Source organism: Amycolatopsis sp. NBC_01480 (assembly GCF_036227205.1).
Lineage (GTDB): Bacteria > Actinomycetota > Actinomycetes > Mycobacteriales > Pseudonocardiaceae > Amycolatopsis.
The window spans coordinates 2,162,715-2,188,324 of record NZ_CP109442.1; the positions used below are offsets into that span (position 1 = coordinate 2,162,715).

Sequence of the window (25,610 nt, forward strand, 5' to 3'; positions counted from 1 at the left end):
ATCACCTTTCTCCGCTGTGACCGCCATCCTCGCCGGACCGCGCGCCCGGCGCCTTGATCATCCGCGCACGGTTGCTGGACGTCAGTGCCGCGGCGTTGTACCCGTAGGTCGCCTTGAATAGCCGGCTGAAGTGCGCCGGATCGGCGAATCCCCATCGGGCGGCGACGGCCGCGACCGTGCGGTCGCTGCCGGCCAGGTCCGCCCGGCAGCGCTCCAGGCGGCGCCGCCGGATCAGCGCCGCCACCGTCAGCGGCTGGTCCTCGAAGAGCTTGTGCAGGCGGCGCACGGAAAGGTGGTGCGCCGCGGCGACCTTCGCCGGGGTCAGGTCCCGATCGGACAGTCGCGCTTCGATGAAGCCGACGATCCGATGGCGCAGCGCCTCGTCGGGGGCCGGGCGCGCCTCGCCCAGCTGAGCCGACAGCGCCACCGCGATCAGCTCGATCACCGCGGCCGCCGACCGGTCCGCCTCGTCGGCCCGGAACCCGGCCAGCGACCGCGCCATCTCCCGCGCGAGCGAGGACACCAGCGCCCCGGGGCCGCGGTCGCCGCGGATCCGCACCCCAGCGAGCCTCGCCGCGTCGTTCGGCCCGAGCCGCAACGCCGGCCGGGGCACCAGCATGGTCACGCTGGTGGTCTCGGAAGTGGCGAACCGCACCGGCCGCACCGGGTCGATCAGGACCAGGTCGCCGGGTTCCAGCACGGCGATGTGGCCGCCCTGCTCGGCCCGCACCCGTCCCCGCGTGACCAGCTCTATCTGCCAGGATTCGCTGTCGGCCTCGCGCGCGGACCGCGCGTCCCGGAAGCACTCACCCGCTGGGGAGACCAGTTCGGCCAGTCGCAACGGCCCCAGCTCACCGGTCACCAGGCCGGCGCGGAAGCCGTCGCCGACCTGCCGGCGGCCGCGCAGGGGCGGCAGGCCGCTCGCCGCGAACGCCTCCAGGAATGCCTCGGCACCAGTCATGACCCGACGTTACCCGCCGGTCCGCCCGTTGCCCGTCACGCTGTTCATCGGCTAGTCGAGGTGTCCGGCTGCCCGGAGACGAACCCGGCCAGCGCGAGCAGCCACTGCCAGAGCGCGCTGGTCGAGGTCTCCGCGCGCTCGCCGAGGTTGTAGACCGGGCCGCTGCCGGCGAGGATCTGCTCGACGGCGCGGGTGAAGATCAGCCCGTCGTCACAGATCCAGCGGGTCAGGTAGCCGAGGATCGCGATGAGCACGACCGCGACCACGGTGATGACCCGATTCCAGTGCCGGCTCGCCGTTTCCGGCCCGTGGGACGGAATTTCGACGACCGGCGCCGGGGGTGCGTAAACAGCCATGAGAGAACTCGTCCTCGCGCAATAAGGTGGCGAATTCCGACCGATTCCCGGGTACGGGAGAAGGGGTCGTCAGTGGTTCAGGATGAGTTCCATCGTGGCAGCGCGGGTTCCGGGTCCCGTCATGATCACGTCCGGGTTCTGTGACAAAAACGGTTCCGGGCAAACAAAAAGCGGGCACGGCCACCGGCCGCACCCGCTTTTCGAGCCTTCAGCTCAACCGCGCCAGCGGTTGTTCAGGAAAGCGTCGTCCTCGTCGTCGATCTCCTCCGTGCTCATCCGGCGCCGGCCGCCCGGCGCGGGCCGCGCCGGCGGGGCCGCCGGAACCGGGGGCGCCGGCGGAGGGGGCGGAGTCGGGGCCGGGGGCGCCGGCGGAACCGGCTCCGCCGCGTGACGGCCGGTCCTCGGCGGGGTGGGCACGATGTCCTCGATGCCCTGGGAGCCGTTCTCGGCCTGGTGCCCCTCGGGCTCGAAGTCGAATTCCGACACCCCCTGCGGCTTCGGACGGCCCTTCTCGTCCTCCCGCTTGCCCAGCTCGCGGCGGTGCATGACGTAGCGTTCGGCGGCCTTCGCCTGCTTGGTCATGAACTCGTGCGCGCGGGCCTTGATCTCCTCGCCGCGCTGCTCGGTCAGCGTCCGGCGATCGCTCTGCTCCCGGACGAGGGCGTCCATCCGGGCCTGCATCGCGTTCACGTCGTCCATGCCTGGCCTACCTCCTCGTCCGGAACGTCGGCGACAAATCGTCGTCGTCGTCGAGCGAACCGGTGATCCGCTGGGACGGCTCGGGACCCGCGTCGAACAGGACGCCGCCGTCCACATTGTAGGCCCGGGAGCCGCGTTCGTGGTCGCCACCGCCGCCGGCACCACCGCCGCCGCCCATGGCGCCCATGCCGCCCATCATCCCGCCGCCCGACTGGCCGGGGGCCCCGGCCGGCGTCGCGGACTGGCCCTGCTGCGCCGGGTAAGTGTCCGCGCCGCTGTGCTGCGGCACCCCTTCGTGGCTCGCCCCGGTCATCGAGGGCGCGCCCAGCGACTGCCCGGACGCGGCGTCGGCGAGGTGCGCCGGGACGCCCGGTACCCCCGCCCCGCCGGCGTGGCTGGGCGGCGTGCCCCCGTCCGGCATGCCCGCGGGGACGGCCGAACCCGAGTCGCCCACGTGCTGCGCGGGAACCGAGGTGCCGTCGACGGGCAGCGGGGCCGAATCCGGCGTGGTCCCGGGCGGCATCTGCGTGCCGTCGACCGCGTGCAGCGGCGCCGAATCCGGCGACATCTGCGTGCCGTCGACCGGCTGCAGCGGCTGGCCCGTGGTGCCGTTGGGCATCTCCGGGCCGTGGTCGATGATCGGCTGGCCCGTGGTGCCGCTCGGCATCTCCGGGCCATGGTCGATGATCGGCTGCTTGTCGGTGGTGCTGCTCGGCATCTCCGGACCGTGGTCGCTGATCGGCGGCGCCGGGTGCCCGCTGCTGCCGGGCGCGTCCTTCTCCCCGAGGGTGTAGGTGGACGGGTGGCCGGTGCCGTCGTCGACGGTCACCTTGGTCGGGCCGTCCGGGCCGTCCGGGCGCTCCGCGGTGATCTTGACGTCGCCGTCCTGGATGTGGATCTTGCCGTCCGGGCCCGGGTGGTACACGCGCCCGGAACCCGAGCCGTCGCCGCCGCCGGCCGGGCCGGTGCCGCCGTCGTGGCCGGTGCCGCCCTTGCCGTCGTCGGACCAGTCGAGCTTGAAGTCCTTCGGGTCGCCGTGGCCTTCGCCGACCTTGATGTCCATCTGGCCGTCTTTGCCCGGCTCGGTCATCTCGAAGGTCTTGCCGTTCTGCTCGACCTTCAGCGTCTCCTGCGGGTCGGCCTTCCCGTCGCCGCCGGGCGCGTTCGGGTCCGAACCGCCGCCGCCGGCACCGCCGCCGCCGTGGCCGCTCGGGTCCGAACCGCTGCCGCCGTGGCCGTCGGGTGAGTTCGGGTCGCTGCCGTTGCCGCCGCCGGGGCCACCGGGGCCGATTTCACTCGGGGGCAGGTTCAGGTCCGGCATCTTCGGCGTGCCGCCGCCGCTGCCGCCCGAATCGCCGCCCGAACCGGAGCCGCCGCCCGAACCCGAGCCGCCACCCGTGTCGCCCGGGGGCAGGTTCAAGTCCGGCACCTTCGGCGTGCCGGAGCCGCCGCCCGGGGAGCCCTGCGGCAGGTCTGTGTTCGGAATCGGCGGCACGTCCCCGCCGCCACCGCCCGAGCCCGAACCGGAGCCGCCGCCCGAACCCGAGCCGCCACCGGAGTCACCTGGGGGCAGGTTCAAGTCCGGCATCTTCGGTGCGCCACCGCCGGAACCCGAGCCACCGCCCGAACCGCCACCCGGGGAGCCCTGCGGCAGGTCCGTGTTCGGGATCGGCGGCATGTTCGCGCCGCCACCGCCGGAACCCGAACCGCCACCGGAACCGGAGCCGCCGCCCGAGCCACCACCGTCGCCGCCCGGGGGCAGGTTCACGTCCGGCACGTTCGGCGTGCCGCCACCGCTGCCGGAGCCACCGCCACTGCCGGAGCCCCCGCCGCCCGGGGAACCCTGCGGTACGTCCGTGTTCGGGATCGGCGGCGGGTTCCCGCCACCGCCACCCGAGCCCGAGCCGCCGCCGGAACCGGAACCGCCGCCCGAGCCCGAGCCACCGCCGGAGCCGCCACCTGAGCCGGAGCCACCGCCAGAACCCGAGCCACCACCGGAACCCGAGCCACCGCCCGAACCCGAACCGCCACCGGAGCCACCGCCCGAACCGCCCGAACCGGAGCCGCCCGAGCCGGAGCCGTCGGTCCCGGTGCCGAACTCGTTCTTGACCTTGCCCATGACCTTGTCGAGCTCGTCATAGGCCTGGTCGACCAGGTCCTTGGTGTCCTTGCAGTTCTTGACGAATCCCTGGAACAGCCGGTCCCACATGTCCGGGATGAAGTAGTTGGTGATCCACTGCTTGGCGAGCTTCTCGCCCTCGGCCTTCATGTCGCTCTTGTCGCAGCAGCCCCGGTCGTTGAGCGTCGCCACCAGGTTGGTGCCGAAGTTCATGTCCAGGAAGCCGGCGATCGCGGTGAGGTCGTCGTCGCTGGCGGCCGAGCCGTTCGCCACGTTCACGATCCGCTGGGCCATGGTGAAGTCGGCCTTGGCCACGTACTCGGTGTACGCCTGGTTGACCGCGTCGGCCTTGCCCTTGCACAGGGTGAACACCGTGGTCGCCGCGGCGATGGTGGCCTTGGCCGCGCCGTCGAGCGTCTGGTGCAGCTTGGTCGCCTTGGGCCCGATGTCGTCGTTGTAGTGGTCCCACGCCGCGTCGGCGCCCTTGCCCTTCCAGTCCTGCTGCAGGGTGGTCAGGGCGGTGGTGGTGTCCTTGGCGGTCTTGTCGACGCTGTCCGCGCCGGTCTGGAAGTGCGCGGCGTCGTCCATGAAGTTCTTGAACGAGATCCCGCGCTGCTCGTCGAACGGGACGTGGATGTCCTTGTCCATGTCGATCGCGTGGGTGTTGCCGCGGCAGTCGTCCGGGAATTTCGCGATCAGCGAGCCGAAGGTCTCGAACAGCTTGAGCGCGGGCACGGCCGTGTCGAACACCTCGTCCGAGGTCTTCGTGCCGCCGCCGTCGGACGTGGGCGGCTGCTTGCCGCCGAGGTCGTTCTTGCCGTCGTCGACCGCTTTCTTCTGCATGTCTTCGTTGTATGCAGCCTGATCGCCCGCGCCTTTGGCGTCGTTGTAGGCGTCGTCGGTGCTTTTGTAGTCGGCGGAGAAGGCGCCGTTCGGCAGATAGGCCTTCTGGTACTTGTCCGACTCGTCCTGCGGAATCGAGACGCCGTCCATGATGGCGCTGGCGAGCAACGTTTTCTTGTCGTCGCTCGGCACGGCCGGATCGTCGAGGACCTTCTTGATCTCATCCCACGACTTGGCCATCAGAGGTTACCCCCAGCACCGTAGATCTGGCCGTACTGATCGTCTTCGTTGCCGGCGTACTGCGACCCGGCCTGCTCGAGGCTCGAGCCGAACGTGGTGAGTGTGCCGTTGTAGCCGTTGACCGAGTCCGACAATGCCTTGGCCCCGTCCAGGTACTTCTGCGCGTGATCCCCGTGCGCCTTGCCGAAGCCGTCCTTGGTGACCTCGGTGGTCGCCAGGTCCGGGTTGGCGTCGAGCAGGTCCTTGCCCAGCTGGGTGACCTTCTTCGACGCTGTCGCTATCGCCTCGGTGGACGCGGTGTAGCCCCCGCTGCCGCTCATGTGCGCTTCTCTCCCTAGCTGGCCCGGCCGGTGCCGGTGCGTTCGTTCAAGGCTTCGGCGAGTACCTCGGCCACGGCCGCGATGTCCGTGAACCGGTCAAGCTGATCGAGGTCGATCGTGACATCGTGGTGGACTTCCAGCGCTGCGAGCAGCCGTACCCGGCCCTTGGAGTCGATGCCCAGCTCTTCGAGCGGGCTGTCCTGCGACACCAGTCCCGGGTCGAGCCGGAAGGTGTCGACCACGACCTTCGCGACCTCGGCGCAGAGATCATCCACGACCGTCACCGTACCGCTCCCTCGCCGCTGACCGGGCGACTTTGCCGCTCGATGTGCGCGGAAGGCCTCCAGGACCGACCAAAGTGACCCTCCGCAGCGTCAGGCCGTATTCGGCGGACACCGCGCGGAGCACGGCCCGGCGTACCCCGGTCTCGTCCGCCTCCCCGTTCCACTCGGCCGCGACCATCGCGCCCTCCCCCTCGTCCTCGTCGATCCGGAAAGCCGCGACCCGGCCGCGGCGAATCGCCGGATGGGCTTGCTCCGCGGTCACTTCCAGGTCCTGCGGATGGTAATTGCGGCCGTCGACCACGATCAGGTCCTTCAGCCGCCCGGTCAGGTAGAGCACGCCGCCGTGCCACACGCCGAGATCGCCGGTGCGCAGCCAGCCGCCGTGGCCCTCCAGCCACGCGTCGAACGTGTTGTCCTCGCGCCCCCAGTAACCGGTGCCGACGTGCGGGCCGTGCACCCAGACCTCGCCGACGGAGCCGTCCGGGGCCACTTCGCCGTCCCGCACCACGCGCACCAGCTGCCCGACCGGGTGACCGACGGACACCAGTTCCTGTCCGCCCTCGATCTCCACGGCCTCGCCGGCAGCCAGCGCCTCGCGGTCGAAGGTGGCGCTCGTCGGTCCTTCCGGGCCGGCGCTCGTCACGTACACGGTCGCCTCGGCCAAGCCGTACGACGGCCGGTGCGCCTCGCGCCGGAAGCCGAGCGGGCCGAACACCTCCTGGAACCGGGCGACCGTCGCGGGGCGCACGGGCTCGCTGCCGTTCAGCGCGACCGAGACGCCGGAGAGGTCCAGGCCTTCCGGCGGGGGCGTCGCGGCGGCCAGGTCGAACGCGAAGTTCGGGGCCGCGGTGAACACGTCCGGGTGCTCGGCCAGCTGCCGCAACCAGCGTTCGGGCCGGTGCACGAACTCGACCGGCGACATGAACACCGACTGGCAGCCCGCGTGCACCGGGACGCACAGCAGCTGCACGAGCCCCATGTCGTGGAAAAACGGGATCCAGCCCGCGCAGGTGGTGCCGGGGCCGACGGAGTAGGCCACGCAGGCCTGCCAGCAGGCGGCGGACAGCGCCCGGTGCGGGATCACCACGCCGGCCGGGTCGCGGGTCGAGCCGGAGGTGTACTGCAGGTACGCGGGAGCCTCCGGATCGGGCCGGACCGGCTCGACGGGCGGCCCGCCCAGCTCGTCCACGATCACGAGCTGCCCGGCCGGCACGAACTCGCGCACCCGCTTCACCGCACGCCGCGAGGTCAGCACGAGCGAGGCGGAGCAGTCGGCGAGGATCCCGGCCAGCCGCTTGCCCAGGCCCGGGCTCGCCGGGTCCATCAGCGGCACCGCCGTCATCCCCGCGGCGAGCACGCCGAAGAACGCGACCGGGTAAGCGAGTTCCTGCGCCGCGATCACCGCGACCCGGTCGCCCGGCGCCGCTTTCTCCCGCAGCCGCCCCGCCACCACGCCGACGCGCTCGACCAGCTCGGCCCAGGTCAGCGTCTCGTCGACGCCGGCGGTGTGGTCCTGGTGGGTGAACGCGGGCCGGTGATCATCGGCGCGGGAGAACAACAACTCCACCAGGGAAACGCCCAAGACGTCCTCGGGCACAGAAACCGGCGCCTGCCGCACAGGCACCGAAGAAGGGGAGGACAACGGCTTCACCACACACCGGGAGCACCGGCGAAGGGAATCCGGCCGGCGCTCCCGCACCCGGCCGGCCGCGACCTGCCAACCACCTTACCGCTCACAGCAGACACTCCACCACACGCGGACCGGCCGGTTCAGGCGCCCCGGTGATATTCGAGCCGGATGTGCCCGAAGGTTCCCCATTCCACGTCATAAGAGACCTTCCCGCAGTTCACCACATTTCCATAAGTGAATATCCGCGGCGATTTCCGGCGAATTCGCTAACGTTAATTCGCTAATGTGAAGAAAATGCGGCCGAGGACTCCGGCAGTTGCGGGAGCGGGCCGGTGCGCGGTAGGCCGGACGGCCCGGCCGCCGCTCCCGGCTTACCGGATCGACCGCGGGGACCGGGTGCGGTATGCAAGGGGCATGACCACCGTCCGGTTCGGACTGCTCGGGGCCGTCGAGGCGCACGTCGGCGCCGAGGCCGTCGATCTGGGCCACGCGCGGCAACGCTGGGTGCTCGCGGCGTTGCTCGCCGACGCCAACCGGCCGGTGTCGACCGACCGGCTCACCGAGCGGGTGTGGGCGGACCGGCCGCCGTACCGCGCGCACCGGCTGCTGGCCAGTTACCTCTCCCGTCTGCGCCGCGTGCTCGCCGCGGCCTGTGACGTCGCGATCCGCCACGGGCCGGCCGGGTACGTGCTCAGCGTCCCGCCCGAGTCGGTGGACGTGCACCGGTTCCGCGCGCTCGTCACCGAAGCGCGGGCGCAGCGCAGCACCGCGCTGTATGACGAAGCGTTGACGCTGTGGCGAGGCGATCCGTTCGCCGGGCTCGACACGCCGTGGGCCGACACCGCCCGCCAGACGCTCGCCGCCGAACTCCTGTCGGCGCAACTCGACCGCACGGACCTGGCGTTGGAAGACGGTGGCCACAACGCCGTGCTCGCCGAAGCGGCGGAACGGGCCGCGGCACACCCGCTGGACGAACGCGTGGCGGGCCAGCTGATGCTCGCGCGGTACCGCGCCGGGCGGCAGGCAGGCGCGCTCGAGGAGTTCGACCGGATCCGGCGGCGGCTGGCCGACGAGTTCGGCGCCGATCCCGGGCCTGCGCTGCGCCGGCTGCACCAGCGCATTCTCACCACGGACCCGGCGCTGGCGCCGCTCACGGAAACGGCCGTGCCGCGGCAGCTGCCCGCGCCGCCGCGCTGGTTCGTCGGCCGTGACCCCGAGCTGGCCGCGCTCGACGAGGTGATGGAAAGCCGCGGCGGCACCCTCGCGCTGTCCGCGATCGGCGGTCCCGGCGGCATCGGCAAGACCTCGCTCGCGCTCCGCTGGGCGCACCAGAACCTCGCGCGGTTCCCGGACGGCCAGCTGTACGTGAACCTGCGCGGCTTCGACCCGTCCGACGGCCCGCTGCCGCCCGAGGCCGTGGTCCGGCAGTTCCTCGACGCGCTGGGCGTGGCCCCCGCGGCGGTCCCGGCGGACCCGACCGGCCAGTTTTCGCTCTACCGCAGCCTCGCCGCCGGACGGCGTCTGCTGGTCGTGCTGGACAACGCGCGGGACCTGGCGCAGGTCGAGCCGCTGCTGCCGGGCAGCGAAACGTGCACGGTGCTGGTCACCAGCCGGCACCGGCTGGGCGGGCTCGGGGTCCGCGGCGCGCGGCTGCTCGACCTGGACGTGCTCGGCTCGACGGAGGCGCGGGAGCTGCTGGTGCGCCACCTCGGCGCGGACCGCGTGGCGGACGAGCCGACGGCGGTGGACCACCTGGTCCGTTGGTGCGGCGGGCTTCCGCTGGCGATCAGCATCGTCGCGAGCCGCGCGGGGGCGAACCCGCGGTTCCGGCTGGAGGTGCTGGCGCGCGAGCTGCAGCAGGAGTCCGCCCGGCTGGACGCGCTCGACGCGGGTGACCTGAGCACGAACCTGCGAGCGGTGTTCTCCTGGTCCTATCAGGCACTCGACGCCGAGCCGGCGCGCGCGTTCCGGCTGCTCGGCTCGGCGCCGGGGCCGGACATCGGCCTGGCCGCGGCGGCTGCCCTGCTCGGGCTGCGGATGCCGGACGTGCGCGCGCTGCTGCGCCGGCTCAGCGCGGCGCATCTGGTGCAGGAGCACGTGCCCGGCCGGTACCGGATGCACGACCTGCTGCGGCTGTACGTCGACGAGCTGGTGGACGACGCGGAACGGCCGGAACCGTTGCGCCGCTTGGTTGATCACTACCTCCACACGGCCTGCGCCGCGACGCCGCTGCTGCGCCCGGAGCGTCAGCCGATCGAGCTGGGCCCGCCCGCGCCCGGCGGCGCGCCCCTTTCGCTGGCAGACCGGGCCGAGGCGGCGGCGTGGTTCGCGGATGAGCACGCCTGCCTGATGGCCGTGCTGGATTCGGCCGTGCAGCGCGGCGCGCACGAGGACGTGTGGCGGCTGGCCTGGAGCGTCAGCGGGTTCCACGTGATCCGCGGGCTGCTGGTCGCGGACCTGGCCTCCTGGCGCGCGGCGGTGGCGGCCGCGCAGGCGCTGGGACGGCCGGAGCCGTTGGCCATCACGCACATGTACCTGGGCACGGCGCACACCCGCGTCGGCTCGCACGACGCCGCGGTCCGGCACGTGCGGGAGGCGCTCGACCTTGCGGTGGCAGCGAAATCCCCGGCCGTGGAGGCGGACGCGCAGCGGGCGCTGGGCTGGGCGCTGGGCCAGAGCGGCGACTTCGGCGGGGCGCTGCGGCACACCGCCGAGGCGCTGACGTACTACCGCGCCGTCGGCAACGGGCTGCGCCAGGCCGACGCGCTCAACACCCTCGGCTGGTACTCCGCCCGCCTCGGCCGGCTGCGCGAGGGCCGGGACTTCTGCACGCGGGCGTTGGAACTCTGCCGCCTGCACGACCACCGCCGCGCCGAAGCCGTGACGCTCGACAGCCTGGGTTACATCGCGCAGGAACTCGGCGAGTACGTCGTCGCACTCGGCCACTACCGCTCGGCGCTGGCGCTCGCCCGCGAGACCGAGGACGTCTACGACGAGCCCGGCATCCTCGCCAACCTCGGTGACACCCACGCGTCGCTCGGCCAGACCGCGGACGCGCGCGCGGCGTGGGAGCAGGCGCGGGACCTCTACCGGGAACACCGGCGTGCGCGGGAAGTCGAGCTGCTCGAGGCGAAGCTGGAATCCTGACCTCACAACGATTCTTGGGCCCGCAAGCTTGTTGGACGGGCCTGCTTGACAGCGCGCCGGCGTGAGCAGATACTAACGACGTTAGGAGTTCTAACATCGTTAGGAGTTGCGGGTATGGGTCGGCGGGAAGAGGTGCGCCGCCGGACGTTCGACGAGATCCTGTCGGCCGCTCGCCGGGTGGCGGAGGACGAGGGCTGGCCGGCGGTGACGATCCGGCGGATCGCCGGCGAGATCGGTTACAGCGCGCCGGTGATCTACCAGCATTTCGAGAACAAGGACGCGGTGCTGCACACCGTGCTGGATCAGGGGAACGCGGCGTTGCTGCAGCGGATGCGGGACGGGGTGGGCTCCGGTCCGGCGTCGGACGGTGTGCGTCGCGCGGCGGTCGCGTACCTCGAATTCGCCCGGTCCCAGCCCAGCCTCTACCAGCTGATGGCCGGTTCGGTGGTCGACGCCGCCGCCCGGCACCGGGCCGCCGCCGCGGTGATCGAGTTCACCGGGCAGGTCATCGAGAAGTGGGCGGCCGCCGAGTCGGTGCGGCTGCGCAGCGTCGAGGACGCCTGTGACCTGCTCTGGGCCACGACACACGGCCTGACCGGCATCGGGCTGCTCGCGGACGTCGGATTCGACCGCGCGCTGCGCTTGGCCGATCAGGCCGTCACCGCCCTGCTCGCCTATTGGTCGGCACCACTTTCACCAGAAAGGCGTGGGAAATGATTTACCACCACAACCGGATCGTGTTCAAAACGAGCGCGACCGCCGAACAGCGCGCGGAAGCCCTGGCCAGCCTGCGTAATCAGGGCGAGAAAATCGACGCGGTGATCCGTTACGTCGTCGGCAAAGACATCGGCGGCGAGTTCGAGTACAGCGCGGTTTTCGTCCTCGAGGACCTGAAGGGGTACTGGGAATACTTGACCGCTCCGTCGCACACGCACACCGACAATATCGGCCTGCCGCTGGTGGAGAAATTCGTCTCCTACGACACCACCGACAGCGACGACCCGGACATCGCCGAGAAGATCGCCGAATTGCACACGCGCCGTTACTCCGGCAATCCCGCCCTGACCAAACTCGTCGCCGATTTGCCCTCGTACGCCGGCAGCAGCGCACCAGCCCCGAGCTAAGGGGCTGCGGTCACATTAGGATCGCCTCGCCCAACGCGGTCCGCTTCGTCTGGGACACCGGCACCGGTGAGGGCCACGCCATCGCGGGCCTGTTCGGCCAGTGGTTCACCGGGCACGGCTTGCCCTACGCCGACGAACCGTACGACGCCGTCGGCTCCGACCACCTCCCGTTCCACGACCTCGGCATCCCGGTCGGCGGGATGGACAGCGGCGTGCTCGGGGTGAAGACCCCGGCGCAGGCGGCCGAGTACGGCGGCCAGGCCGGGCAGCAGTTCGACCACTGTTATCACCAGTCCTGCGACCGCCTCGCCGGCATCAACCGGACCGCGCTGGCCGAGAACGCGTCCGCGATGGCCTGGGTGCTCGGCTCGCTCGCCTCGGACGCCACGCTCGGCCGCAGCTGACACTGAAGCGTAGGTCGGACGCCCGACCAGTGCCCGGCGTCCGTCAAGGACTCCTTGCCTGCGTTGAGGGTGGGCAAGGAGTCCTTGACGGCGGCGCGGCGCAGCCACAACACGTCACGCCCGAACGACCAGACCAGCAGCACCAGCGCGGAAACCGTGACCGCCAGGGCGAAAGCGGCCGGGAGCAACCCGGAGCCCGCCGCCACCAGCAGCACGCCCTGCAACGCCGCGACGACCTTGCGTGCGCGGCTCGGCGGCAGCTCCCCGCGCAGCCACGGCAGCACCCGGGCGGCCGCCACGAAGGCGTAACGCATCAGGCCGATCGCCAGCACCCACGGGCCGAGCGAACCGGCGACCAGCGCGCTCAGCACGAGGATCAGGAACGCGTCCGCCTCCATGTCGAACCGCGCGCCGAGGGCCGAGGACGTGCCAGTGCGGCGGGCGACTTGGCCGTCCACGGCGTCCAGCGCCAGCGCGACGGACGCGAGCGGGACCACCACGGCCATCGGGGCTCCCCCGTTCAGGTGATCCACGACCAGCGCCGTGACTCCCCCGATCAGCACCGCGCGGGCGAGCGTGACGTGGTCGGCCGGGCCGAGTGAACGCGCGCCGGCCCGCCGGGCAGCGCCCGCGAGCAGGGCCCACAGCCCCGCCGTGTACGCGAGGCCCGCAGCCCAGCCGGCGGTGCCGAGCCCCGTGGTGAGCCCGAGAACGGCCAGCAGCACCAGCTGGCCGCTCGCCCCGGCGGCCTGTTCGAGGGCGACTGAACCCACGCCGGGGTGTGATCGTGTAGTGGTGGTGACAGCCATCGAACCCCTCGATCTCGCCGCGGGTGCGGGTATCCCGCCGGACAGGTGGACATCCATGACACGTAAGGCAAGGGCCCTCTGGTTCACCGCCGCCGGGACCGGTGAGATCCGGGACGCCGTGGTCCCGGCCCGCGGACCGGACGAGGTGCTGGTCAGGACGCTGTTCTCGGCCATGAGCCGCGGCACGGAGAGCCTGGTGCTGCGCGGCGGCGTGCCGTCGAGCCAGCACGACGTCATGCGCGCGCCGTTCCAGGAGGGCGACTTTCCGTGGCCGGTCAAGTACGGCTACCTGAACGTCGGCCGGGTCGAGGACGGGCCCGCGGACCTCGTCGGCCGCACCGTCTTCTGTCTCTACCCGCACCAGACCGAGTACGTCGTGCCCGCGACCGCGGTCATCGTGGTGCCCGAAGCCGTGCCGGCCGCGCGCGCGGTGCTCGCGGGCACCGTGGAGACGGCGGTGAACGCGCTGTGGGACGCCGCCCCGCTGGTCGGCGACCGGATCGCGGTGGTGGGCGCGGGCATGGTCGGCAGCAGCGTCGCCGGGCTGTTGTCCCGCTTCCCGGGCGTGGACGTCCAGCTCGTGGACGTCGACCCGGAACGCGCGAAGATCGCCGAAGCGTTCGGCATCCGCTTCGCCACACCGGACGAGGCCGAGGGCGAGCTGGACCTGGTGGTGCACGCCAGCGCGTCCGAAGCCGGGCTCGCCCGCTCGCTGGAACTGCTGGGGCACGAGGGCACGGTGGTGGAGCTGAGCTGGTACGGCGACCGCCGGGTGAGCGTGCCGCTGGGCGAGAACTTCCACTCGCGGCGGCTGACCGTGCGCGGCAGCCAGGTCGGCACCGTCTCACCCGCCCGCGCCGGCCGCCGCACGTACGGCGACCGGCTGGCGCTCGCGCTGCGGCTGCTGGCGGACCCGGCGTTCGACGTGCTGATCACCGGCGAGTCGGCCTTCGATGAACTGCCCGGCCTGATCACCCGCCTCGCCGGCGGAGAGCTGCCCGGGCTCGGCCACCGGATCGTCTACCCGTAATCGCTTGTCCACCAAAGGAGAAACCTTGTTCAGCGTCACCGTGCGAGACCACATCATGGTCGCCCACAGCTTCCGCGGTGAGGTCTTCGGACCCGCCCAAAGCCTGCACGGCGCCACTTTTGTCGTTGACGCCACGTTCCGCCGCGCCGAGCTGGACGCGGACAACATCGTGGTCGACATCGGCCTCGCCACCGAGCGGCTCGGCACGGTGCTGGCCGACCTCAACTACCGCAACCTCGACGAGGTGCCGGAGTTCGCCGGCGTCAACACGTCCACGGAGTTCCTGGCTAAGGTGATCGCGGACCGGCTGGCGGGCCACGTGCACGCCGGCGACCTCGGCGAGGGCGCGCACGGCCTGGCCTCGATCTCGGTGACGCTGCACGAATCGCACGTCGCCTCGGCCGGTTACGAGCGCGACCTGTGACCACAGTGGACGCTTCCGGCTACGCGCCGGAGTGGCTTCGCCTGCGCGAGGGCGCGGACGCGGCGGCGCGCGCTGCCTCCCTTGTGGACAAACTCAGGCTGACGCCGCCGTTGACGATCCGGGATCTGGGCTGCGGCACGGGTTCCATGGGCCGCTGGCTGTCCGGACGGCTGCCCGGGCCGCAGCACTGGATCCTGCACGACCAGGACCCGCGGCTGCTCACGCTGGCCGCGCGCAGCCTGCCGGACGGCGTCACCACCGAAACCGAACAGCTCGACGTCACCCGGCTGACCGCCGCAGATCTCGCTGAAACGTCGCTGGTCACGGCTTCGGCGCTGCTGGACTTGTTCACGCACGCGGAGATCCGCCGTCTTGTCGAGGGTTGCGCGGGCGCGCGTTGCCCGGCACTGCTGACGCTTTCCGTGGTCGGCCAGGTGGAGCTGTCCCCCGCGGACCCGCGGGATGGCGCCGTCACGGCGGCGTTCAATGCTCATCAACGGCGCGAGGGGCGGCTTGGTCCTGAGGCGGTTTCCGTTGCTGCGCAGGAGTTCACCGACCGCGGCTACACGGTTCACCGGGCGCCGAGCGTCTGGCGGCTCGGTTCGGCGGACTCGGCGTTGATCGCGGCCTGGTTCCACGGCTGGGTCGAGGCTGCGGCCCAGGAGGACCCGAGCCTGGCGCGGTATCGGGACCAGCCCGCCACCGTCACCGTGCACCACGAGGACCTACTCGCTCTCCCCTGACTCACGTCGCGCACGGGCACGGCGCTTACCCTCATGCATCGCGGCGACGCGGGCGATCGGAATAGTGTGCCCCTCCTCAACGAGGTCGGCCGGAAGCTGCTGCGGCGCAGGCATTTCCGCAACCCACGGGTCGTCACCGCCCAGCAGTTTCAGCGCACTGTGGACAGTGAAGTCCTCCGGCGTCACGTTCTCCGCATCGGACCACGGCACCGGGAACGAGACGCGCACGCCCGGACGTACCCGCGGGCTGTAGGCGGCCACTACGGTCGCGCCGCCGGCTCGGGTGGAGTCCAGGAAAACCTTGCCATGGCGGTCTTCGCGGATGAACGCCGTGGTCGCCCGGTCCGGGTCGAGGCGCTCGGCCCGGGCCGCGACCGCGCGGGTGGCCGCGGCGACGTCGTCCATGGCCTGGCCCGGGGCGAGCGGCACGAAAACGTGCACCCCCTTGGAACCGCTCGTCTTCAGCGCGCCCGCGAGCCCCGCGTCGGCCAGCGCGCGGCGCACGAGTTGCGCACCCTCGACGGCGAGGCCGAACGCGGCACCCTCCGGCGGGTCGAGGTCCATGATCAGGTGCGTTGGCCCGGCTTCGTGGTCGATCCGGGTGAGCGTCGGGTGGTACTCGACCGCGCGCTGGTTCCCGAACCACAGCAGCGTGCGACGGTCGTTGCACAGCGCGTACGAGACGTTCCGCTTCGAAGTCTCCGCCCACAGCTTCACCCGCGGCACCCACTCGGGGGTGTACTTCGGCAGGTTCTTCTGCATGAACGCCTCCTGCCCGCGCAGCACCCGCACCACGGACAGCGGCCGGTCCTCCAGCACCGGCAGCAGCCGCGCGGAGACGGCGTCGAGGTAGTCCAGCAGGTCGCGCTTGGTCGCCCCGGCCTCGGGGAACAGCTGCTGGTCGAGGTTGGTCAGCGGCACACCCTCGCGCACATCCTGGCTGGTCATGGCCTCACCATTGCCCACTCCCCGCGCCCGGTCAACCGGTCACACGAGCGGGCGACCGGCGCGCCGTCGGCGGCGAAGATCATGCAGGTAGACGTTGAACGGGAACTGCCGCGCCACCCCCGGCAGCCGTTCGACCACGAGGCTGAGCCCGCGCATCAGCCGCTCGAACCGCCGCTGGTCCGCGGCCGACCACGGCAATAGCATCTGCTCGCGGAAGCGTCCGGGCAGGAACCCCGTGGTCACGAACCGGTGGAACCGTCCGAAGAGGACGGAGAACGGCCGGGGCAGGAAGCGCAGGTCCACCAGATCGGTGAGGTACGCGCGGGTGCGATCGTCGATCTCGACCCGGCCGAGCCCCGCGGCCCAGTACTCCGCGAACGCCTCCCGATCGGCCGGCCACATCTCCGGCCGCACCTGCAAGGTCGTGCCCAGCACCGCGGCCTGCTCGTAAAGCCCCTCGGATGCCGGGCGGCCCATGACCTCGAGGATGTCTTCGATCCCCTGGTAGAGGCAGGCGGCCACCCACAGTTGCAACTCGGGGTCAAAAGCGTTGTAGCGAACGGGACTCTCATCCGTCGAACGCACCTGGACGTGCGAGGTGTTCACCGCCTGCCGGTATGCGGCGCGCTCCTCGTCGGTCCCGAGCACGGCCACGGCCAGGTAGGTGTAGGTGGTGCGCGCGCGTTTCAGCGGATGCCGGAACAGGTCGCCGCTCTCGACGCTGCTCTCCATCACGCCGTAGCCCACGGCCGGACGACCCAGTTGCATGATCACGTTCGCCGTGCCGGCCAGCAGCCCGGCCCCGAGCAGGGACTCCCGCAGCTCGTCACCCATGCCAGCACCTCCTGGTCTCCAGAGAACGCTGCTATTGACTACATGTCAAGAGTGCGCTTGACTTCAAGAGAACTTGAAGTACCACGCTCTCGCCATGAGCATCCAGACCGAACACGCCGGCTTGCCCGATCCCGCCCGTCCCGACGTCGCCGTCGTCCGCATCCGCCGCGGTGACGGCGAGCCGGCGTTTCTGACCGGACACCGCGCACCGACACCGTGGCCCGAGGGGCTGCTGAGCTTCACCGGCTACACCAGCGAAAACGGCTGGTTCAGCTACGAGCAGTGGGCCATCGAGCCCGAGCCGGACGGCAGCGAGTTCCGGCTCTACCGCAGCGGCACCCGGCCGGGCGCGCCCGTGCCCGGCTGCATCGTGCTCGTGTCCGTCGAGTTCGACGGCCCGGACGAGGCCCGTTTGAAGCGCTGGGTGGACCTGGTGTTCGAGGCCCTCGGCGACGAGCGGACCCCGCACCCTGGCGGGATTTCCGCCCACTTCCACCTCAGCGAGGACGGCACCCGCATCGCCAACTACGCCGAGTGGCGCAGCGCGGCCGACCACATCGATGCCCTCGAATCGTCCGGCCGGGGCACCGTCGGGAAGTCGCCCAAGTTCGAGGAAGTGAAGGCCTTCCCGGGGGTGGTGGCCAGCGACGTCCAGCGGTTCCGGCCGGTTGTCCACCGCACCGCCGAGCACCCGAAGGAGAGCTGAATGTTCCTGGTACTGGGGGCCACGGGCCATGTCGGCGGCGAGGTCGCGCGGCAACTGCACCAACGCGGCGAGGCGATCCGCGCGCTCGTCCGCGATCCGGCCAAGGCGAAAACGCAGCTGCCGGACGGCGTGGACATCGTCCAGGGCGACCTGGCACGGCCGGACACGCTCAAGGCCGCGATGGCGGACGTCACCGGCGTTTTCCTGATGAACCGCATGGGCGAAATCGGCGAGGCCGTCAAAGTACTGGCCGGCGCCGAGCGGCTGGTCTTCCTGTCCTCGGCCGCGGTCGTCGACGACGTGGCCGAGCAGTCCAACATGATCGGCCGCGCCCACGCCGTGGTCGAGGACGCGATCCGCGCGTCCGGCACGAGCTGGACCTTCCTGCGCCCCGGCGGTTTCGCGACCAACACCCTCGGCTGGGCCACGCAGATCCGTGACGGCGACATCCTGGAGGGCGTCTACGGCGATCGCGCCCAGCCGTTGATCCACGAGGCCGACATCGCGGCGGTGGCCGTCCGCGCGCTCACCGAGGACGGCCACGACGGCGCCCGCCACCTGCTCACCGGGCCGGCGCCGATCAGCCAGATCGACCAGCTCTCGGCCATCGGCGCGGCACTCGGCCGGCCGTTGCGCTGGGTGGAGATCGGGCTGGACGAGATGCGCCGCCGGCTCACCGCGGAGATGCCGCCCGGAATCGCCGACGTCTACCTCGGCGGGCTGGCGTCCTCCGCGCCCGTGACCGGTGTCGTCGAAAAGTTCACTGGTCAGCCGGGCCGGACGTTCGCCCAGTGGGCCGCCGGGCACGTGGCGGACTTCCGCTGACCGCGGGCCGGGGGGTACCGGCGGCCCCGGCCGGTCTGATCGAATACCCGGCATGGACGTGCAGCTGCGACAAGCCGAGCCCGCCGACTACGACCGGATCATCACGGTCGCCGACGAGTGGTGGGGGCGGCCGGTCAGCTCGATCCTGCCCCGGCTGTTCCTCGACCACTTCTTCCGCACCAGCCTGATCGCCGAGGAAGCCGGCTCGCTGGCCGGCTTCCTCGTCGGGCTGCTGTCGGACTCCGACCCCGAAGCCGCGTACATCCACTTCCTCGGCGTCGCACCGGAATTACGCGGCGCGGGCCTGGCGCGACGGCTCTACAACCGGTTCTTCACCCTCGCCGAGGCCGACGGCCGGTCGCACGTCCGCGCGGTCACCTCACCGCAGAACGCCACTTCGATCGCCTTCCACGGCGTGATGGGCTTCAGCGTCACCGGCCCGGTCGCCGGGTACGACGGGCCTGGGGTGGACCGGATCGTGTTCCACCGCAGCCTTTCCTAGGGCTCGTGAGTGTTTATGACGGTTAGAACCGTCCTAAACACTCACGAGCCTGTTCAGTAAACCCGCGTGACCGGGTGCGGCCCGGTCTGCGGCGCGGTGCCGGTCGGCCATTCGGCGGCGCAGTGGGTGCCCTGGGCCGGGCGGGCGAGCGTCAGCAGGTACGTGTCGATCGCGTCGCGGGCGCAGGTGCTGTTGCCGTAGTCGCCGTGGCCGGTGCCGTCGTAGGTGAGCAGGACGGTGTCCGGCAGCTGCTGCGCGACGTTCGTGGCCCACTCGTACGGGGTGGCGACGTCGTGCAGGCCGTTGGTCATCAGGATCGGCGGGGCCTGGGTGACGTGCAGCTCGTGCTGCGGGTTCGACACCGGGCCGGTCCAGCCGAGGCAGTTGGTGATGTCGGAGAAGAAGCCGCTGAAGTGCGTGTGCGGCGCGAGGGCCTCGACGTTCTCCCGCAGCTTGCTCAGGCTCGCGAAGTCACTCACCTCGGGCCAGCGCCAGTCCGAGCACCAGATGGCCTGGTAGCTGTTCCCCACCAGCTCCGCCGCGGCCTGGGCCGAGGCCGACGGCGCACCGGTCCCGGCAAGCGACGCGAGCCGACTGGCCAGGTAGCCCCACTGGTCAGCCGGGTGGTACATGTTGCCGAACACGTTGTCCCGCAACGCTTCCACCGACAGCGGCTTGCCCGAGGCCGGGTCGATCAGCTTGCCCGCCGACGCCTGGGCGTACAGCTTGTCCCACAGTGCCAGCACGTCCTGGCCGTGCAGCGCGCACGAGGCCGTCCGGTCGCACCACGCGGCGAAATCGGTGAACGAGTTCTCGAACGCCTTGTTCGCGGCGGCCAAATAGCCCTCGGACTGGACGCTGTGATCCATATTGGAGTCCAGCACCAGCGCGCGCAGCCGCGAGCCGAACAGCTCCGCGTACTGCTGGCCGATCTGCGTGCCATACGAGACGCCGTAGAAGCTGATCTGCTCTTCCCCGAGCGCGGCGCGGATGCCGTCCATGTCCCGCACGACGCTCTCGGTGTCCACATGGGAATCGAGCCCGGCGTTGTGCTTGGGGCAGTCCTGCGCGATCGCGCCGTTGCGCGCCAGCAGGTCCGTGTACTGCTGCTCCGTGGCCGGGATCAGCTGGACGGGCTGCGAGAGCACCGCCTTGTCGCACTGGATCTCGCTGCTCTGCCCGACCCCGCGCGGGTCGAAGCCGATCAGGTCGAACGAGTCCAGGATGGACTGGGAGAAGTAGTTGCCGGCCGAGGCCGAGTACACGAAGTTGAGACCCGAGCCCCCGGGCCCGCCGGGGTTGACCAGCAGGGCTCCCTTGCGCTGCTCGGGTTTCGCGGCCTTCAGCCGGTTGATCGCGATGCCGACCTTCGCGCCGTCCGGCCGGCTCCAGTCCACCGGCAGCTGGACCGTCGCGCACTCCACGTTCTGCCCGTCGGAGCAGGGACTCCAGTCGATTCCGGCGGCGGACGCCGGGAGTGCGGGGACGACAAGCGCGACCGTGGCCGCGAAAACGACCGTGAGCAGTTTCCGCACGCGGGACCCTTCTGTCGGAAAAGCCGGGACCCACCCGAGATTAGCGAGGGGCGGCCATACTTTCGTCGGGTTCACGCACCGTCGTCCTGGCGAAGTCGATCAGTGCCCGGGCGGCGGGCCCGGCCGGCCCGCCGTCGCGCCAGGCGAGCGCGAGCTTGCCGCGCAACCGGGGCCGCAGCTGCAACGTGTGCAGCTCGGCCGAGTAGTACCGCGCGAGTGATTCCGGCACGAGCGCCACGCCGAGTCCGCGGATTGCCAGCTGTGCCAGCACATTCGGGTCGCTGGCCTCGATCGTCACCCGCGCCCGCACGCCGGCGGCGGCGAACCCGCGGTCGAGCACCCCGCGCACCCCGGTGCCCTTGGGCAGGCACATCAACGACCGTTCGGCCAGCTCGGCGAAGGTCACCTCGCGGCGGCCGGCGAGCGCGTCCTGCCGCCCGGTTACCGCGACCAGTTCCTCGTCCAGCACGGTCTGCGTGGCCAGCCCGGCCGGCTCCCCGTCCGCGAGCCCGATCACCGCGAGGTCCAGCCGTCCGTCCCGCAGCTTTTCCACCATCACATCGGAATTCGCCTCGGCCAAGGTGATCTCGACCCCCGGGTAGCGCTCCGCGAAGGCCGCCAGGAACTCCGGCAGCGCGACCGGCCCGGCCGAGGTGACGATGCCGATCGCGACCTGCCCGCGGACGAGCCCCTCGAACTCCGCGACCGTCTCGCGCACCGCGTTCACCGAAGCGAGCGCGGCGCGGGCGTGCGGCAACACGGCGGCGCCGACGTCCGTGAGCCGCACCGCGCGGCCCGACCGGTCGAACAGCGGCTGCCCCAGCTCGCGTTCGAGCCGGCGGACCTGCGCGCTCACGCCGGGCTGCGCGACGTGCAGCCGCGCCGCGGCCCGCGTGAACCCGGCCTCCTCGGCGACGGCGACGAAGTATTCGAGCTGGTGCAGTTCCATAAGCATTGATTCTAGCCAGGGGAAGGAACATCTGTTGGACTTCTGGCCGATCCCGCGTCAGGCTGATGGCATGTTGACTTTCACCCCTGGTCAGGACGGGTACGAGACCGAGGTCGCCGGCTTCCAGACCGGCGTTCCGTCGAAGCCGCAGCTGGTCGTCGGCGCCACGAACGCGGACGACGTCGCCGAGGGCGTCCAGTACGCCGCGGAGCACAACCTGCCGATTTCGGTGCAGGCAACCGGCCACGGCCTGCGTGAACCGGCCACCGGCGTGCTGATCTCGACGCGCCGCATGACCGGCGTCTCGATCGACCCGGCGCGCGCCGTCGCCCGGGTCGAGGCCGGCGCGACCTGGGGCGCGGTGATCGAGGCCGCGGCCAGGCACGGTTTGGCTCCACTGAGCGGTTCGGCGCCCGGTGTCGGCGTGGTCGGCTACACCCTCGGCGGCGGGTTCAGCCTGATGGGCCGCCGGTACGGCCTGGCCGCGGACCACGTGGTCGCCGCCGAGTCCGTCGCCCCGGACGGCACGCGCGGCCCCGGGCTCGACGGCGTGGTGACGTCGCTGGAGTTCGGCCTGTTCCCCGTCACCACGCTCTACGGCGGCGCGCTTTCCTTCACCGCACAGGAAACCGCCCTGCGCGCTTGGCGCGACTGGACCGAGGACCTGCCGGACACGCTGACGACGTCACTGGCCCTGGTCCCGTACCCGGACCTCCCGATGATCCCGGAACCCTTGCGCGGCAAGCACATCGCGCAGGTCCGCGTGGCTTACCTCGGCTCGGCCGACGAGGGCGAGAGCCTGGCCGCCCCGTTGCGCGCCCTCGGCCCGGTCATGGACACCCTGGCGACGCTGCCGTTCACCAAATCCGGCACGATCGCCGCCGAGCCGCCGAACCCGCATGCCTACGTCGGTGACAACCGGACGCTGTCCGCCCTGTCCGAGGAGGCCGTGGACGCCATCCTCACCACCGCGGACGCCCCGGTCGTGCAGATCCTGGATCTCCTCGGCGGCGCGTATGCCCCGGGCCGCCACCTGGCGCCGAACTCCCGTTTCGCGGTCCGCGCCCTGTCCGAGCCCGACGAGAACTCCGGGCAGGAGAAGCTGTTCGAGGCCTTCGCGCCGGTCACGACGGGACGGCTGGCGAGCTTCGTCTACGGCCAGCCGCTCTGATTTCCCTCAGACGACGGGGATGATGCCGCCATCGGCCTGCCGACCGCCGTGGTGGTGCTGGACCACCTCGACGAACTCACCCGGCTGCTCGCCCCGCGACCGGACGTCGACGGACGCATGCGGGGCCGCCTCGCCGTGAGCGCCCTCGTGATGGCTGCGGTCCGCGGACCCCAGCTCGGCGGCACTGCCGCCGAGCTGGCAAACGCCGCACTCGCGCTGGCACACGAACTTCTGGACCGCGGCTAGCGCCTTGGAGCAGGGTTTGCGCCCCAATGGGGACTTTTCATCCTGTTGGTGCTGGTCAGTGTGGTTGACAGTGTCGGTTGTTGTTGTGTGGCACCAGGGCGGGGAGTGTCAGCGGGAGATGCTGGAACGAGACGGAGCCCCCGGATGTTGATCAAGATGTGACCCAAGATCTGCACCACGGGGGCTCCGAGCCCATTGTCTATCAGACGGCGCTGCCCGTCTCGGCCAGCCAGCTGCGCATGCTCACCGAGCTGATCCGGGAGCATCGCCGGAATATCGGATCACGGTGGCGCACCGCGGTTCCCAGCCGGCAAGCCATCCTGGCGCTCGCATGGCTCCGGCATGACCAGCGACTCCTGGACCTGGCCCGCGCCAACAGCACCTCCGCCTCCACGATCCGCCGGTGGGGCCTGGAGGCCATCGGGCTGCTGGCCGCCCGAGCGCCCCGCCTGGACCGGGTCCTGGCCCGTCTGGCCGCCCGCGGGCACACGGTCGTACTGGTCGATGGCACCCTGATCCCGACCCGCCGACGCACCGGCACCGCCAACCGCCCGAACTACAGCGGCAAACACAAACACCACGGCCTCAACGTCCAAGCCCTCACCGACACCCACGGCCGGCTCCTCTGGCTATCCCCACCCCTGCCCGGGAAAACCGCGGACATCACCGCCGCCCGCCGCCACCGGCTGCTGGACCGCCTGCACCACCACGGACTGGCCGCCATCGCCGACAAGGGCTACCAAGGCTGGCACAAAGACCTCCGCCACCAAACCGGACGCGACCAGATCGTGCTCACCCCCTACAAAGCCGAAACCAACCGGCCCGTGACCAGCGCACAACAGACCACCAACACCATCCTCAACGGAGTCCGCCGCGCCGTCGAAACCGGATTCGCCACCCTCAAAACCTGGCGCATCCTGAACAAACTCCGACTCCACACCCGCCACGCCAGCACCTTGCTACGCGCCCTGCTCACCCTCATCCAACACGAACAACACCCCCTGACAACCCCCACCCAACCCCACCACTAACACACCCAGCCAACCCCACCCCACCAGCACAAACCAAGATGAAAAGTCCCCAATGTGGCGTTCGGTGCACTGAGCGCAACCAACGCCACATTGGGGTTGTTTCATCGTGGTTTGTGCTGGTCGGGGTGGGGTGGTCTGGTGTGGTAATGGTCAGGTTGTGGCGGGTTGGGCTGTGTCGCGGACGCTCTGCTCGTGCTGGGTGAGTACGAGCAGGGCCCGCAGCAACGTCGTGGCATGGCGGGGATTGAGCCGGAGTGTGGTCAGGATTCGCCAGGCTTTGAGGGCGGCGAAGCCGCCCTCCACCGCGCACCGCATCCCACTGAACGCCGCGTTCGCCTGCTTCTGCGCTTTGGTCAACGGCCGCTTGGCCTCAGCCTTGTAGGGAGTCAGCACCACCTGCGCACACGACCCGCCACACGACTCGCAGTCGCGGGTGTCGCGGACATCTTTGTGCCAGCCATGGAAACCCTTATCGGCGGCCGGAGTCAGACCATGCTCATGCAGCCGGTCCCGCAGACGTAACCGGCGGGCGGCGGTGATGTCAGCGGTCCGGCCCGCCAGCGCCGCCGACACCCACACCAACCGGCCGTCCTCATCGGTCAGGGCCAGCACGACCAGTCCATGGTGTTTGTGTTTCCCGTTGTAGTGGGCCCGGTTGGCTTTCCCGGTCCGGCGGCGAGTCTTGACCAGGGTCCCGTCCACCAGCACCACCACCGCACCCCGCCCGGCCAGCTTGCGCAAGACCCGCCCCAACCGCCGGGCACGGGCCGCGAGCAGACCGATGACCTCCAGCACCCAACGCCGCACCGTGGAGGCCGACACACCCTGACCACCACCGATATCAGCCAGCCGCTGATCGTGGCGCAGCACTGCCAGCACCACCAGTGCCTGCCCGGCCGGGGTGGCCTTGCGCCACCGCGACCGCAGCCGGCGCCGTCGGCCACGGATCAGGCCGGCGACCATGCCCAGGGTCTGCCGCGACAGGGGCAGCGTGACCTGGTAAGAAAGAGGCTCGAAGCCCTCGGCGGGTTGTTGACTCACATCATGATCTTGCCGAGGGCTTCACTCATACCCAAGAACGCCACACCGTCCCACCACCACTTCCTGCCACACCAACCACACCAACCCTGCACCACCCACCGTGACCAGCCACAACCACGATGAAACAACCCCATTGGGGCGCGGCGCAGGTGTCAGACGGCGGGCGCGAGACCCGGGGTGACGGCGCCGACGTCGATGGTGTGGCTGGCCGCCGAGGCGTCGACGTCACCGAGGTTCCACGGCACCGAGATCTGCGGGTCGCTCTGGTCGCCGCGCGGGGTGGTCTCCTGGGGCGCCGTGACGTCGATCGCGAGCGGGGTCTGCTGCTGCGCGGGAGCCTCGATCGCCGTCCAGTGCAGCGGGATGTAGGCGGACGAGCCGTTGGTCAGCTGCACGGCCGGGCCGTCGGCGGGGAGCTGGTTCACCAGCACGTCGTGGGCGCCGACCAGGTCCACCGGCAGCGAGGCGGGCAGCGTGCAGGTCTCGCCCGGCTTGGCGGTGAGCTGGATGAAGCCCTCCCGGTTGCCCGCGCCGGCCCCGCCGTAGACGAGCTTGGTGGTGAGCTGGCCGGAGGTGCAGTTGAAGTCGGTCGGCATCGCGTTCGCGGTTCCGGCGGCCAGCGCGGTCAGCCCGGCGGCAGCGACGGCGACGGCGAGGGCGGCAACGGTGCGGCGAAGAGTGTTCATCGG

General features: G+C 71.1%; 27 protein-coding genes. 13 read left to right on the forward strand and 14 right to left on the reverse strand.

All coding sequences use genetic code 11. The features are described from left to right. Position 1: 1 nt before the first annotated feature. The 7 genes from OG371_RS10175 to OG371_RS10205 form a co-directional block, all read right to left on the reverse strand. Positions 2-961, reverse strand: coding sequence for a helix-turn-helix domain-containing protein (locus OG371_RS10175; protein ID WP_329067890.1), 960 nt, complete (start codon positions 959-961; stop codon positions 2-4). Between the two features lie 44 nt (positions 962-1,005). Next, entirely contained in the window at positions 1,006-1,317 is a 312-nt protein-coding gene (locus OG371_RS10180; RefSeq protein WP_329067892.1) for a hypothetical protein, read from the reverse strand. A gap of 213 nt (positions 1,318-1,530) precedes the next feature. Next, positions 1,531-2,016, reverse strand: coding sequence for a hypothetical protein (locus OG371_RS10185; RefSeq protein ID WP_329067894.1), 486 nt, complete (start codon positions 2,014-2,016; stop codon positions 1,531-1,533). Between the two features lie 7 nt (positions 2,017-2,023). Further along, a complete protein-coding gene (locus OG371_RS10190) occupies positions 2,024-5,218 on the reverse strand; it encodes a WXG100 family type VII secretion target (protein ID WP_329067896.1) in 3,195 nt (1,064 codons plus the stop codon). Continuing rightward, positions 5,218-5,538, reverse strand: a complete 321-nt coding sequence (locus OG371_RS10195) for a hypothetical protein (protein WP_329067897.1) — start codon at positions 5,536-5,538, stop codon at positions 5,218-5,220. Before OG371_RS10195 ends, OG371_RS10190 begins: the two co-directional genes overlap by 1 nt. Positions 5,539-5,552: 14 nt before the next feature. Next, positions 5,553-5,813, reverse strand: coding sequence for an acyl carrier protein (locus OG371_RS10200; protein ID WP_329072984.1), 261 nt, complete (start codon positions 5,811-5,813; stop codon positions 5,553-5,555). Beyond that, a complete protein-coding gene (locus OG371_RS10205) occupies positions 5,806-7,440 on the reverse strand; it encodes a fatty acyl-AMP ligase (protein WP_329072986.1) in 1,635 nt (544 codons plus the stop codon). Before OG371_RS10205 ends, OG371_RS10200 begins: the two co-directional genes overlap by 8 nt. Before the next feature lie 426 nt (positions 7,441-7,866). Here OG371_RS10205 and OG371_RS10210 point away from each other — a divergent pair, with 426 nt between their 5' ends. The 4 genes from OG371_RS10210 to OG371_RS10225 all read left to right on the forward strand — a co-directional run bounded on the left by OG371_RS10210 (position 7,867) and on the right by OG371_RS10225 (position 12,127). Next, the gene (locus OG371_RS10210; RefSeq protein ID WP_329067899.1) at positions 7,867-10,599 is read left to right on the forward strand and encodes an AfsR/SARP family transcriptional regulator; all 2,733 of its coding nucleotides are present in this window, start codon (positions 7,867-7,869) and stop codon (positions 10,597-10,599) included. Between the two features lie 114 nt (positions 10,600-10,713). Beyond that, positions 10,714-11,316 carry a TetR/AcrR family transcriptional regulator gene (locus tag OG371_RS10215; RefSeq protein WP_329067901.1) on the forward strand — a complete coding sequence of 201 codons (603 nt, stop codon included), beginning with the start codon at positions 10,714-10,716 and terminating at the stop codon, positions 11,314-11,316. Beyond that, entirely contained in the window at positions 11,313-11,723 is a 411-nt protein-coding gene (locus OG371_RS10220; RefSeq protein WP_329067903.1) for a Dabb family protein, read from the forward strand. Before OG371_RS10215 ends, OG371_RS10220 begins: the two co-directional genes overlap by 4 nt. A 119-nt stretch (positions 11,724-11,842) precedes the next feature. After that, positions 11,843-12,127, forward strand: a complete 285-nt coding sequence (locus OG371_RS10225; protein WP_329067905.1) for a M28 family peptidase — start codon at positions 11,843-11,845, stop codon at positions 12,125-12,127. On the opposite strand, the gene OG371_RS10230 is transcribed toward OG371_RS10225, so the two are convergent. Beyond that, complete coding sequence (locus OG371_RS10230) at positions 12,010-12,900, reverse strand: CDP-alcohol phosphatidyltransferase family protein (protein WP_329067907.1); 891 nt, start codon at positions 12,898-12,900, stop codon at positions 12,010-12,012. The genes OG371_RS10225 and OG371_RS10230 overlap by 118 nt on opposite strands. 91 nt (positions 12,901-12,991) lie before the next feature. On the opposite strand from OG371_RS10230, the gene OG371_RS10235 reads away from it, so the two are divergent. From OG371_RS10235 to OG371_RS10245, 3 genes are read left to right on the forward strand one after another with little or no spacing between them, the layout of a single operon-like run. Then, complete coding sequence (locus OG371_RS10235) at positions 12,992-13,966, forward strand: zinc-dependent alcohol dehydrogenase (protein ID WP_329067909.1); 975 nt, start codon at positions 12,992-12,994, stop codon at positions 13,964-13,966. A 25-nt stretch (positions 13,967-13,991) separates the two neighbouring features. Next, positions 13,992-14,390, forward strand: a complete 399-nt coding sequence (locus tag OG371_RS10240; protein WP_329067911.1) for a 6-pyruvoyl trahydropterin synthase family protein — start codon at positions 13,992-13,994, stop codon at positions 14,388-14,390. Beyond that, positions 14,387-15,133 carry a class I SAM-dependent methyltransferase gene (locus tag OG371_RS10245; protein ID WP_329067913.1) on the forward strand — a complete coding sequence of 249 codons (747 nt, stop codon included), beginning with the start codon at positions 14,387-14,389 and terminating at the stop codon, positions 15,131-15,133. Before OG371_RS10240 ends, OG371_RS10245 begins: the two co-directional genes overlap by 4 nt. Here OG371_RS10245 and ligD read toward each other — a convergent pair. Both ligD and OG371_RS10255 read right to left on the reverse strand, forming a co-directional pair. Then, positions 15,116-16,081, reverse strand: coding sequence for a non-homologous end-joining DNA ligase (gene ligD / locus OG371_RS10250; protein ID WP_329067915.1), 966 nt, complete (start codon positions 16,079-16,081; stop codon positions 15,116-15,118). The two genes, OG371_RS10245 and ligD, sit on opposite strands and share 18 nt — an antisense overlap. Positions 16,082-16,120: 39 nt before the next feature. After that, positions 16,121-16,915 (reverse strand): oxygenase MpaB family protein, encoded by a 795-nt coding sequence (locus OG371_RS10255; RefSeq protein WP_329067917.1) that lies wholly within the window; start codon positions 16,913-16,915, stop codon positions 16,121-16,123. Between the two features lie 94 nt (positions 16,916-17,009). On the opposite strand from OG371_RS10255, the gene OG371_RS10260 reads away from it, so the two are divergent. The 3 genes from OG371_RS10260 to OG371_RS10270 are packed head-to-tail and all read left to right on the forward strand — an operon-like array spanning position 17,010 to position 18,948. Beyond that, positions 17,010-17,621 (forward strand): antibiotic biosynthesis monooxygenase, encoded by a 612-nt coding sequence (locus tag OG371_RS10260; protein WP_329067919.1) that lies wholly within the window; start codon positions 17,010-17,012, stop codon positions 17,619-17,621. Further along, positions 17,622-18,446 carry an NAD(P)H-binding protein gene (locus OG371_RS10265; protein WP_329067921.1) on the forward strand — a complete coding sequence of 275 codons (825 nt, stop codon included), beginning with the start codon at positions 17,622-17,624 and terminating at the stop codon, positions 18,444-18,446. It begins immediately after the preceding gene. Positions 18,447-18,498: 52 nt separating this feature from the next. Then, entirely contained in the window at positions 18,499-18,948 is a 450-nt protein-coding gene (locus OG371_RS10270) for a GNAT family N-acetyltransferase (RefSeq protein WP_329067923.1), read from the forward strand. Between the two features lie 53 nt (positions 18,949-19,001). Here the strand turns inward: OG371_RS10270 and OG371_RS10275 are convergent, their stop codons facing one another. Together OG371_RS10275 and OG371_RS10280 are read right to left on the reverse strand one after the other, a co-directional pair. Next, positions 19,002-20,483: an alpha/beta fold hydrolase gene (locus OG371_RS10275; RefSeq protein WP_329067925.1), complete on the reverse strand. Its 1,482-nt coding sequence runs from the start codon at positions 20,481-20,483 to the stop codon at positions 19,002-19,004. Positions 20,484-20,523: 40 nt separating this feature from the next. Then, entirely contained in the window at positions 20,524-21,432 is a 909-nt protein-coding gene (locus tag OG371_RS10280; RefSeq protein WP_329067927.1) for a LysR family transcriptional regulator, read from the reverse strand. Between the two features lie 70 nt (positions 21,433-21,502). Here OG371_RS10280 and OG371_RS10285 point away from each other — a divergent pair, with 70 nt between their 5' ends. From OG371_RS10285 to OG371_RS10295, 3 genes are all read left to right on the forward strand, one after another. Next, the gene (locus OG371_RS10285; RefSeq protein WP_329067929.1) at positions 21,503-22,603 is read left to right on the forward strand and encodes an FAD-binding oxidoreductase; all 1,101 of its coding nucleotides are present in this window, start codon (positions 21,503-21,505) and stop codon (positions 22,601-22,603) included. Between the two features lie 48 nt (positions 22,604-22,651). After that, positions 22,652-22,849 carry a hypothetical protein gene (locus OG371_RS10290; protein ID WP_329067931.1) on the forward strand — a complete coding sequence of 66 codons (198 nt, stop codon included), beginning with the start codon at positions 22,652-22,654 and terminating at the stop codon, positions 22,847-22,849. Positions 22,850-23,007: 158 nt separating this feature from the next. Continuing rightward, on the forward strand, positions 23,008-23,880 hold the full coding sequence (locus OG371_RS10295) for a transposase family protein (RefSeq protein WP_329067933.1): 873 nt from the start codon (positions 23,008-23,010) through the stop codon (positions 23,878-23,880). Between the two features lie 150 nt (positions 23,881-24,030). Here OG371_RS10295 and OG371_RS10300 read toward each other — a convergent pair whose 3' ends face one another. Together OG371_RS10300 and OG371_RS10305 are read right to left on the reverse strand one after the other, a co-directional pair. Beyond that, positions 24,031-24,921 (reverse strand): transposase family protein, encoded by an 891-nt coding sequence (locus tag OG371_RS10300; RefSeq protein ID WP_329064032.1) that lies wholly within the window; start codon positions 24,919-24,921, stop codon positions 24,031-24,033. Positions 24,922-25,073: 152 nt separating this feature from the next. Continuing rightward, the gene (locus OG371_RS10305) at positions 25,074-25,607 is read right to left on the reverse strand and encodes a DUF4232 domain-containing protein (protein WP_329067935.1); all 534 of its coding nucleotides are present in this window, start codon (positions 25,605-25,607) and stop codon (positions 25,074-25,076) included. Positions 25,608-25,610 lie beyond the last annotated feature (3 nt).

Coding starts and splice junctions, on each gene's coding strand:
- OG371_RS10175 (WP_329067890.1), bottom strand. CDS start 961: ATGACTGGTGCCGAGGCATTCCTGGAGGCGTTCGCGGCGAGCGGCCTG.
- OG371_RS10180 (WP_329067892.1), bottom strand. CDS start 1,317: ATGGCTGTTTACGCACCCCCGGCGCCGGTCGTCGAAATTCCGTCCCAC.
- OG371_RS10185 (WP_329067894.1), bottom strand. CDS start 2,016: ATGGACGACGTGAACGCGATGCAGGCCCGGATGGACGCCCTCGTCCGG.
- OG371_RS10190 (WP_329067896.1), bottom strand. CDS start 5,218: ATGGCCAAGTCGTGGGATGAGATCAAGAAGGTCCTCGACGATCCGGCC.
- OG371_RS10195 (WP_329067897.1), bottom strand. CDS start 5,538: ATGAGCGGCAGCGGGGGCTACACCGCGTCCACCGAGGCGATAGCGACA.
- OG371_RS10210 (WP_329067899.1), top strand. CDS start 7,867: ATGACCACCGTCCGGTTCGGACTGCTCGGGGCCGTCGAGGCGCACGTC.
- OG371_RS10215 (WP_329067901.1), top strand. CDS start 10,714: ATGGGTCGGCGGGAAGAGGTGCGCCGCCGGACGTTCGACGAGATCCTG.
- OG371_RS10220 (WP_329067903.1), top strand. CDS start 11,313: ATGATTTACCACCACAACCGGATCGTGTTCAAAACGAGCGCGACCGCC.
- OG371_RS10235 (WP_329067909.1), top strand. CDS start 12,992: ATGACACGTAAGGCAAGGGCCCTCTGGTTCACCGCCGCCGGGACCGGT.
- ligD (WP_329067915.1), bottom strand. CDS start 16,081: ATGACCAGCCAGGATGTGCGCGAGGGTGTGCCGCTGACCAACCTCGAC.
- OG371_RS10255 (WP_329067917.1), bottom strand. CDS start 16,915: ATGGGTGACGAGCTGCGGGAGTCCCTGCTCGGGGCCGGGCTGCTGGCC.
- OG371_RS10260 (WP_329067919.1), top strand. CDS start 17,010: ATGAGCATCCAGACCGAACACGCCGGCTTGCCCGATCCCGCCCGTCCC.
- OG371_RS10265 (WP_329067921.1), top strand. CDS start 17,622: ATGTTCCTGGTACTGGGGGCCACGGGCCATGTCGGCGGCGAGGTCGCG.
- OG371_RS10270 (WP_329067923.1), top strand. CDS start 18,499: ATGGACGTGCAGCTGCGACAAGCCGAGCCCGCCGACTACGACCGGATC.
- OG371_RS10280 (WP_329067927.1), bottom strand. CDS start 21,432: ATGGAACTGCACCAGCTCGAATACTTCGTCGCCGTCGCCGAGGAGGCC.
- OG371_RS10285 (WP_329067929.1), top strand. CDS start 21,503: ATGTTGACTTTCACCCCTGGTCAGGACGGGTACGAGACCGAGGTCGCC.
- OG371_RS10305 (WP_329067935.1), bottom strand. CDS start 25,607: ATGAACACTCTTCGCCGCACCGTTGCCGCCCTCGCCGTCGCCGTCGCT.